This window comes from Microbacterium sp. NPDC055357, assembly GCF_053644835.1.
The window spans coordinates 59,865-68,319 of sequence record NZ_JBSHLZ010000012.1; the positions used below are offsets into that span (position 1 = coordinate 59,865).

Genomic DNA, 8,455 nt, shown 5'->3' on the forward strand with positions numbered 1-8,455 from the left:
CGGCGTCATCGCGGCAGCATCCCGATGCCGCTGGCCGCTTGTGCGTCGGTGCGCCGGTCACTCGCGGCGATCTGCAGCGCGAGCGCGGCTCGACGAGCGGCAATCTGCGCGGGGAGGGCGGCTCCACGTGCGGCGCGTCGTGTCGCGCGCGTGCTCGCGACGCCTTCGAGTCTCGCAGCGAGGCCGAGCAGGAGACGCTCGAAGCGCGTCGGAGCGAGGTGGGAGCAGGGTGTGGGGATCGTGGTCATGACGGATCTGCCTCGTCGATGGGAAAGATGTCGGTGCGGATACTGAACAGCCGCACGCCGGGTCCGGTCTGGTCGCGGTACTTCTCGACGGTCTCATCGATGAGCTGCCGCACGCTGTCGGCGAGTTCGGTGAACTGCGCTTCGGTGAGGTTCGCGGTCGTCGACGTGAGCAGTGACTTCCACGTCTCGGGGTCGGCACGAAGACTCGCGTGCAAGTACGCCCGCAGCTGCTCTTCGCGCTGACGATAGAACTCGCCCACCACGACTTCGGTCGCCGCACGCCCGGCGGGCGTCTTCACGGTGCTCGGGTTCGTCATCGTGATCGAGCCCTGGGGGCGCTCCCACCACCGCTCGCGACCCGTGCCGTGTCCTTCGATCTCACGGATGAGGTCGTGCTTGGCGAGGGCGCGCAAGTGATAGCTCGTGGCACCGCTGGACTCCCCCAGTCGATCGGCCAAAGAGCTCGCCGTCTGCGGGCCGAACTGGCTGAGGATGTCGTAGATGCGCACGCGCAGCGGGTGAGCGAGGGCACGCAACGCACCGACGTCGAGCACGCGGTCGACGCGCTCGTGCGGTGCGGCATCCTTCATCTTCTCGACCATGTTTCGAGAGTAGTGATGCAAAGAGGTCTTTGCAAGTGTCTCTTTGCAAAGACTCGCGGGCATTCTCGGCGTCCGGGCTATCGTTGAGCGCATGGCCTCTGACAATCCGCTGCTCTCGCCGTCTTCGCTCCCCTTCGGCCTGCCCGACTACGGGGCGATCAGACCCGAGCACTACCTCCCGGCCTTCGAGGAAGCCTTCGCGACGCATCGTGCCGAAATCGACGCGATCACACGCGTGCGCTCGATGCCGACCTTCGAGAACACGTTGGTGGCGCTCGAATCCAGTGGCGCACTGCTCGCCGACGTCGCCCACGCGTTCTACACGGTCTCCTCGGCCGACGCCACCGACGAGATCCAGCAGATCGAAGAGACGCTCGCTCCGCTCATGGCAGCCCACCAGGACGCGATCCAGCTCGACGCCCAGCTCTTCTGGCGCATCAGCACACTGCACGACGACCTGGACGATCTCGACCTCACGCCCGAGCAGCGCTATCTCGTCGAGCGGCGCTACCGCGAGATGTCGCGCGCCGGAGCGGGGCTCGACAACGAAGCGAAGGCTCGGCTCACCGAGATCAACACGCGGCTGTCGGTGCTCACGACGATCTTCGAGAAGAATCTCCTCGCCGATACCAACGACCTCGCCGTCGTCTTCGACAACGCAGAAGAGCTCGCGGGCCTGAGCGAAGGAGAGCTGTCGGCCGCGGCGCGGACCGCGCGCGATCGGGGGCTCGAGGGTGCGTACGTCGTGACGCTGCCCCTGTTCACGGGTCACCCCTACCTCGCTTCGCTCACCGACCGCGAGTCCCGGCGCCGGATCATGGAGGCCTCCCGTGCGCGCGGATGCCGCGGCAACGAGCACGACAACAGTGATGTGCTCCGGGAGATCGTCGCCCTGCGCGCCGAGCGTGCCCGGCTGCTCGGCTTCGAGACGCACGCCGAGTATGTGACCTCGGACGAGACCGCCGGCTCCCCCGCCGCCGTGCACGAGCTGCTGCGGAGCCTCGCGATCCCCGCCGCACGCAACGCGAGGCGGGAGCGCGCCGACCTGCAGGCGATCATCGACGACGGGCCCGAGCCGTTCGCTCTGGAAGCGCACGACTGGGCGTTCTATACCGAGCGCGTGCGAGCCGCACGGTACGACCTCGACACGGCGGCTCTGCGCCCGTGGTTCGAAGCGGAGCGCGTGCTGCACGAGGGCGTCTTCCGCGCGGCCACCGAGCTGTACGGCGTCACCTTCGTGGAGCGCCCCGACGTGCGCACCTACCATCCCGAGGCACGGGTGTTCGAGGTGCACGACACCGACGGCTCGGTGCTCGGGCTGTATGTCCTCGACCTCTATACGCGCGACACCAAGCGCGGCGGTGCGTGGATGAACTCGATCGTGCTCCAGTCCCGCTTGCGCGGCACGGCGCCCATCGTCGTGAACAACCTCAATGTGTCGCAGCCGTCGCCCGGCGAGCCCACGCTGCTCACCCTCGACGAGGTGACGACCCTCTTCCACGAGTTCGGTCACGCACTGCACGGGCTGTTCGCGACGGTCACCTATCCGCACTTCGCGGGAACGAACGTCTTCCGCGACTTCGTCGAGTTCCCCAGCCAGGTCAACGAGATGTGGATCTACTGGCCCCAGATCCTGGCGTCCTACGCGCGGCACATCGACACCGACGAGCCGTTGCCCGCCGATGCGGTCGACAAGCTCACGACCTCGGGCACGTTCAACCAGGGCTTCGCGACGAGCGAGTACCTCGCGGCAGCCTGGATCGATCAGGCCTGGCACTCGCTCACGCCCGAGCAGGCCGCCGAGATCGGTGACATCTCCGCCTTCGAGCAGGCCGCTCTCGCCGACATCGGACTCGGCCTGCCGGAGATCCCCCCGCGGTACTCCTCCGCGTACTTCGCGCACATCTTCGCGGGCGGATACAGCGCCGGGTACTACTCGTACATCTGGAGCGAAGTGCTCGACGCCGACACCGTCGAGTGGTTCCGCGAGAACGGCGGCCTCACCCGCGCCAACGGCGACCGGTTCCGTGAGCGCCTGCTGGGCGTCGGCGGTTCGAAGGACCCGCTCGAGGCGTATCGCGACTTCCGTGGCCGCGATGCGCGGATCGAGCCGTTGCTCGAACGGCGCGGTCTCACCGCTTGACGTGGCGACACCCGTGGGTCAGGCGCTCTTGCGCTTCTCTCGCAGCACGAGCGTGGGGGTCGCTCCGTCTTCGACGGCGGCGCGCGTGATGACGACCTTGTCGATGTCGTCGGTCGAGGGGATCTCGAACATGATCGGACCGAGCACGTCCTCGAGGATCGCACGGAGTCCGCGTGCGCCCGTCTTACGTGCTACGGCGAGGTCGGCGATCGCCTCGAGCGCCTCGACATCGAACTCGAGGGTCGCGTCGTCGAGTTCGAACATGCGCTGATACTGCTTGACGAGCGCGTTCTTGGGCTCGGTGAGGATCTCCATGAGCGCCGCTCGATCCAACGGGGTGACGGATGCCACGACGGGGAGCCGCCCGATGAACTCGGGGATGAGCCCGAACTTGTGCAGATCCTCGGGCTGGACCTCGCTGAACAGCGTGAGGTCGTCGCCCTTGTTGTGCAGCGGGGCACCGAAGCCGACACCGTGCTTGCCGACGCGCGCCGAGATGATCTCTTCGAGCCCGGCGAATGCGCCCGCGACGATGAAGAGCACGTTCGTCGTGTCGATCTGGATGAACTCCTGGTGCGGGTGCTTGCGCCCGCCCTGCGGCGGCACGGACGCGACGGTGCCCTCGAGGATCTTCAGCAGCGCCTGCTGGACGCCCTCCCCCGACACATCGCGCGTGATCGAGGGGTTCTCGGCCTTGCGCGCGATCTTGTCGACCTCGTCGATGTAGATGATGCCCGTCTCGGCGCGCTTCGTGTCGAAGTCGGCCGCCTGCAGCAGCTTGAGCAGGATGTTCTCCACGTCTTCACCGACATAGCCGGCCTCGGTGAGAGCCGTCGCATCGGCGACCGCGAACGGAACATTCAGGCGCTTCGCGAGCGTCTGCGCGAGGTAGGTCTTGCCGCAGCCGGTCGGACCGAGGAGCAGGATGTTGCTCTTGGCGATCTCGATCTCTTCGGCGCGCTGCTCTGCGGACTGCAGCGTGCCGTGGGCCCGCACGCGCTTGTAGTGGTTGTAGACCGCGACGGACAGAGCGCGCTTGGCGTCTTCCTGCCCGACGACGTACTCCTCGAGGAAGTCGAAGATCTCGCGGGGCTTCGGCAGATCGAAGTCGGACACGACGCCCGACGAGGACTCCGCCATGCGCTCTTCGATGATCTCGTTGCACAGCTCGACGCACTCGTCGCAGATGTAGACGCCGGGGCCCGCGATGAGCTGCTGCACCTGTTTCTGGCTCTTTCCGCAGAAAGAGCACTTGAACAGGTCGGCGCTCTCACCGATGCGTGCCATGACGCTCCTCCTCTGTCGGACCGATTCCGGCCGTTCTCCGAGCCTAACCGCAAGGTAGGACATGACGCGGGATTGCTACGCGGCAAATGGAAGCCCGCACCGACGACGCAGCCCCGCCGCCCGAATCTTCCGGACGGCGGGGCTGCGTGGCATCCCCTAGCTCGTGATGGCGGCCTGACCGCGCTTGCGAGTCGTGAGCACCTGGTCGACGAGGCCGTACGTGAGAGCCTCTTCGGCCGAAAGGATCTTGTCGCGATCGATGTCCTTGTGCACCTCTTCAACGGGCTTGTTCGAGTGGTGCGCGAGCGTCGCCTCGAGCCACGTCCGCATGCGCATGATCTCCTGCGCCTGGATCTCGATGTCCGAGGCCTGGCCGTGCCCCGCCTCACCCATCGCAGGCTGGTGGATCAGGATGCGCGCGTTCGGCAGCGCGAGCCGCTTGCCGGGTGCACCCGCGGCGAGCAGCACGGCCGCGGCGGAGGCGGCCTGACCCAGCACGACGGTCTGGATCTGCGGCGAGACGTACTGCATCGTGTCGTAGATCGCCGTCATGGCCGTGAACGACCCACCGGGCGAGTTGATGTACATGATGATGTCGCGGTCAGGATCCTGCGACTCGAGCACGAGCAGCTGCGCCATGACATCGTCGGCCGACGCATCGTCGACCTGCACGCCGAGGAAGATGACGCGGTCCTCGAAGAGCTTGTTGTACGGGTCTTGACGCTTGTAGCCGTAGGCCGTGCGCTCTTCGAACTGAGGCAGGACGTAGCGGCTGCTGGGCATGTGAAGTCCCTGCGGGATGCCGACAGTCGGGGTGTGCATTCGGTTTCTCTCTTTCGCCGTCAGCCGGGTCAGTTCGCGGTTCCGCCGCCGCCGATGACGTCGGTGGCCGATTCGCGGATGTGGTCGACGAAGCCGTACTCGAGCGCTTCGTCGGCACGGAACCAGCGGTCGCGGTCGCCGTCGGCGTTGATCTGCTCGACCGTCTTGCCGGTCTGGGCCGCCGTGATCTCGGCGAGTCGCTTCTTCATGTCGAGGATCAGCTGCGCCTGCGTCTGGATGTCGCTCGCCGTTCCGCCGAAGCCGCCGTGCGGCTGGTGCAGCAGGACGCGGGCGTTGGGCGTGATGTAGCGCTTGCCCTTCGTGCCGGCGGTCAGCAGCAGCTGGCCCATCGACGCCGCCATTCCGATGCCCACCGTCACGATGTCGTTGGGCACGAACTGCATCGTGTCGTAGATCGCCATACCGGCGGTGATCGAGCCGCCCGGCGAGTTGATGTAGAGGTAGATGTCCTTCTCGGAGTCCTCGGCGGCGAGCAGCAGGATCTTCGCACAGATCTCGTTGGCGTTCTCATCGCGCACCTCCGACCCCAGCCAGATGATGCGGTCCTTCAGCAGCCTGTCGAAGACGCTCGTCGCGACAAGTGGTTCGGCCATGTGACACTCCTGATTCCGTGGTCGTCGCATCGAATCTACCGGCGCGCCGCCGGCGACCCGCGCGTGTTCGCCCTGGGCAAAGACGAAGGGTGGATGCCGCAGCATCCACCCTTCGTGTCGTGAACGCGACTTACTCCTTGTCAGCGGCCTTCTTCTTGGCCGGTGCCTTCTTGGCCGCCGCCTTCTTCGCGGGCTTCTCGGCCTCTTCGGCCTCGATCACCTCGTCAGCGTCGGCTGCGGCATCCGCGATCTCCTGCGCCTCTTCGACGACGTCTTCCTCAGCAGCCGGCTCGTCCTCGACGGCGACGAAACCGGTCAGGTCGACGGGCTTGCCGTTCGTGTCGACGACGGTGACCTTGCCGAGAGCGACAGCGAGCGCCTTGTTGCGGGCGACCTCGCCGACCATGGCGGGCAGCTGGTTGCCCTCCTGCAGGGCGTTGACGAACTCCTGCGGCGCCATGCCGTACTGCGAAGCCGACTGGATGAGGTACTGCGTGAGCTCTTCCTGCGAGACCTGCACGTCGGACTCTTCGGCGAGCTTGTCCAGCAGCATCTGCGTCTTGAACTGCTTCTCGCTCGCCTCGGCGACCTCGGCGCGGTGCACGTCGTCGTCGAGACGATTCTCGCCCTCGAGGTGGTTGTGCACCTCGTCCTCGATGAGCTGAGCGGGAACGGGGATGTCGATCTCGGTGATCAGCTTCTCGATGAACTTGTCGCGAGCGGCCGCGCCCTGCGCGAAGACCGACTGCTGACCGACGCGCTCGGCGAGGCTCTCGCGCAGCTCGGCGATCGTGTCGAACTCGCTCGCCATCTGGGCGAAGTCGTCGTCCGCGTCGGGCAGCTCGCGCTCCTTGACCGCCGTGACCGTGACCGAGACCTCGGCCTCTTCACCGGCGTGGTCTCCTCCGACGAGCTTCGAGCGGAAGGTCGTGTCCTCACCGGCGGTGAGGGAGTCGACGGCCTCGTCGATGCCCTCGAGCAGCTCGCCCGATCCGACCTCGTACGACACGCCCTCGGCGCGGTCGATCTCGGTGTCGCCGATCGTGGCGACCAGGTCCAGCTCGACGAAGTCACCGGTCGCGGCGGGGCGGTCGACCGCGATGAGGGTGCCGAACCGGCCCCGCAGACGGTCGAGCTCCTCGTCGATGGCTGCCTCGTCGGTCTCGACGGCGTCGACCTCGACGGTGATGGTGTCGAAGGCGGGCAGCTCGAATTCGGGGCGCACGTCGACCTCGATCGTGACCTCGAGGTCACCCGAGAAGTCCTTCTCGTTCGGCCACTCGGCGACCTCGGCGTTCGGGCGTCCGATGACGCGCAGCTCGTTCGCGGCGACGGCGTCACGGAAGAAGCCGTCGAGCCCGTCGCTCACCGCGTGCTCGAGCACCGCAACGCGTCCGATGCGCTGGTCGATGATCGGCGCGGGGACCTTGCCCTTGCGGAATCCCGGAATCTGGACGTCCTTCGCGATGTGCTCATACGCGTGCGCGATGCTCGGCTTGAGCTCGTCCGGGCTGACCGTGATGTTGAGCTTGACCCGGGTGGGGCTGAGCTTCTCGACGGTGCTGTTGACCATGCCTGTTCGTTCTCCTCGTTTGGACCGCACTCGGCCGCGGCGGATGAAGGTCTGGGGTCTCGGATCCCCGAGCGGGGTCGTGACGTCGGGGCGACAGGATTTGAACCTGCGACCTCCCGCTCCCAAAGCGGGCGCTCTACCAAGCTGAGCTACGCCCCGGGCAGGTCGCGCACGTATGCGGACACGAAACGGCCCTGAGAAGTCTAGCCGACCCTCGCGGTTCGCTCCTTCCGCGTGTCATGAGCGGCCGATCGATTCCGTTAGACTGGTCGACGTCGCGGCTTGCCGTCGCGACAGCTGGCGGGATTCCGCCGGCAGCGGGGCTGTAGCTTAGTGGTAAAGCCTTAGTCTTCCAAACTAATGATGCGGGTTCGATTCCCGTCAGCCCCTCCAAAGCTCCGACGTGCCGCCGTAGGCGGTGCGGCGGAGCTTTTGCGTGGGTGCCGTAGGAAGCGGGTCGCTTGCGGGTGGGCCCCCGCCGCGGAGGGCGGTGGGGACGATTCCCATCAGCCACTCCATTCCATCTCCCTCGGAAACTCGTGGGAGTTTGCGCCTCTCCACTGCCTCTGGCAGCTCCGGTCGCGCCACCCGCGTGCCAACAGGTGCGCCGAAAAGCGTCGCCCGAGGGGGTATCCATCGCACTCGCGAGCACCGCGTTCGGCTCCTCCGCGATGTGTGGAACGCGCGGCTCGTGCCGCTTCGTCGCCGCGAGTTCCCAACGGGTCGCTTGCGGCTAGTTGCGTGCGACCCGGGCGGCCGTATCAGCGCGCACTAGGTCTTTCACGCGACGAATCACTCGGGCGTCACCGGCTCGCCTCGTGAGGAAGCTCGATTCTGGGGAGCAGTTCGGGACCAGATGATCGCATGGGCGCCCATGATGATCGCGAGCAGGGCGAAGATGACGATGCCGAAGATGTCCGATCCGTCTGCCGAGCCGGACTCCGCCAGCTTGATGGCGAGCATCACGACGTAAATCGCGCTGCCAATGCATGTAATGGCTGAACCGACGGCCAGGGCGATCGCGAATCCGGAGCGTTCAGGGAGCGGGCGACTCATGCCGCGACTCTAGAGCTAGGGCGTGTCTGATAATTGTCGGGTCCAGGCGATGACGGCTTGGATGAGGACCGCGGCGCGGTAGACGATGGCGTGCTTGTCGTATCGGGTCG

Annotated in this window: 8 protein-coding genes, 2 tRNA genes and 1 pseudogene; 2 read left to right on the top strand and 9 right to left on the bottom strand. The window is 66.5% G+C overall.

Going from position 1 to position 8,455, the window contains the following annotated elements; genetic code table 11:
* Positions 1 to 5: 5 nt before the first annotated feature.
* A complete protein-coding gene (locus ACWICD_RS13355) occupies positions 6 to 248 on the bottom strand; it encodes a hypothetical protein (RefSeq protein ID WP_454140446.1) in 243 nt (80 codons plus the stop codon).
* Positions 245 to 850: an ArsR/SmtB family transcription factor gene (locus ACWICD_RS13360; RefSeq protein WP_376127499.1), complete on the bottom strand. Its 606-nt coding sequence runs from the start codon at positions 848 to 850 to the stop codon at positions 245 to 247. Before ACWICD_RS13360 ends, ACWICD_RS13355 begins: the two co-directional genes overlap by 4 nt.
* A 91-nt stretch (positions 851 to 941) precedes the next feature.
* Between ACWICD_RS13360 and ACWICD_RS13365 the strand changes: the two genes are divergently transcribed.
* Positions 942 to 2,993 carry a M3 family metallopeptidase gene (locus ACWICD_RS13365; RefSeq protein ID WP_454140447.1) on the top strand — a complete coding sequence of 684 codons (2,052 nt, stop codon included), beginning with the start codon at positions 942 to 944 and terminating at the stop codon, positions 2,991 to 2,993.
* Between the two features lie 18 nt (positions 2,994 to 3,011).
* Here the strand turns inward: ACWICD_RS13365 and clpX are convergent, their stop codons facing one another.
* From clpX to ACWICD_RS13390, 5 genes are all read right to left on the bottom strand, one after another.
* Positions 3,012 to 4,280 (bottom strand): ATP-dependent Clp protease ATP-binding subunit ClpX, encoded by a 1,269-nt coding sequence (gene clpX / locus ACWICD_RS13370; RefSeq protein ID WP_376127503.1) that lies wholly within the window; start codon positions 4,278 to 4,280, stop codon positions 3,012 to 3,014.
* 156 nt (positions 4,281 to 4,436) lie between these two features.
* A complete protein-coding gene (locus ACWICD_RS13375) occupies positions 4,437 to 5,102 on the bottom strand; it encodes an ATP-dependent Clp protease proteolytic subunit (protein WP_376127504.1) in 666 nt (221 codons plus the stop codon).
* 29 nt (positions 5,103 to 5,131) lie between these two features.
* The gene (locus ACWICD_RS13380; RefSeq protein ID WP_376127506.1) at positions 5,132 to 5,716 is read right to left on the bottom strand and encodes an ATP-dependent Clp protease proteolytic subunit; all 585 of its coding nucleotides are present in this window, start codon (positions 5,714 to 5,716) and stop codon (positions 5,132 to 5,134) included.
* Positions 5,717 to 5,846: 130 nt separating this feature from the next.
* The gene (gene tig, locus ACWICD_RS13385) at positions 5,847 to 7,289 is read right to left on the bottom strand and encodes a trigger factor (protein ID WP_454140448.1); all 1,443 of its coding nucleotides are present in this window, start codon (positions 7,287 to 7,289) and stop codon (positions 5,847 to 5,849) included.
* Between the two features lie 85 nt (positions 7,290 to 7,374).
* Positions 7,375 to 7,448 (bottom strand) — tRNA-Pro (locus ACWICD_RS13390).
* Positions 7,449 to 7,608: 160 nt separating this feature from the next.
* On the opposite strand from ACWICD_RS13390, the gene ACWICD_RS13395 reads away from it, so the two are divergent.
* Positions 7,609 to 7,682 (top strand) — tRNA-Gly (locus ACWICD_RS13395).
* A 399-nt stretch (positions 7,683 to 8,081) separates the two neighbouring features.
* Here the strand turns inward: ACWICD_RS13395 and ACWICD_RS13400 are convergent.
* Positions 8,082 to 8,345, bottom strand: coding sequence for a hypothetical protein (locus ACWICD_RS13400; RefSeq protein WP_454140449.1), 264 nt, complete (start codon positions 8,343 to 8,345; stop codon positions 8,082 to 8,084).
* A gap of 15 nt (positions 8,346 to 8,360) precedes the next feature.
* Positions 8,361 to 8,455, bottom strand: a pseudogene (locus ACWICD_RS13405) (IS5/IS1182 family transposase); the annotation flags it as partial.

Coding starts and splice junctions, on each gene's coding strand:
- ACWICD_RS13355 (WP_454140446.1), bottom strand. CDS start 248: ATGACCACGATCCCCACACCCTGCTCCCACCTCGCTCCGACGCGCTTC.
- ACWICD_RS13360 (WP_376127499.1), bottom strand. CDS start 850: ATGGTCGAGAAGATGAAGGATGCCGCACCGCACGAGCGCGTCGACCGC.
- ACWICD_RS13365 (WP_454140447.1), top strand. CDS start 942: ATGGCCTCTGACAATCCGCTGCTCTCGCCGTCTTCGCTCCCCTTCGGC.
- clpX (WP_376127503.1), bottom strand. CDS start 4,280: ATGGCACGCATCGGTGAGAGCGCCGACCTGTTCAAGTGCTCTTTCTGC.
- ACWICD_RS13375 (WP_376127504.1), bottom strand. CDS start 5,102: ATGCACACCCCGACTGTCGGCATCCCGCAGGGACTTCACATGCCCAGC.
- ACWICD_RS13380 (WP_376127506.1), bottom strand. CDS start 5,716: ATGGCCGAACCACTTGTCGCGACGAGCGTCTTCGACAGGCTGCTGAAG.
- tig (WP_454140448.1), bottom strand. CDS start 7,289: ATGGTCAACAGCACCGTCGAGAAGCTCAGCCCCACCCGGGTCAAGCTC.
- ACWICD_RS13400 (WP_454140449.1), bottom strand. CDS start 8,345: ATGAGTCGCCCGCTCCCTGAACGCTCCGGATTCGCGATCGCCCTGGCC.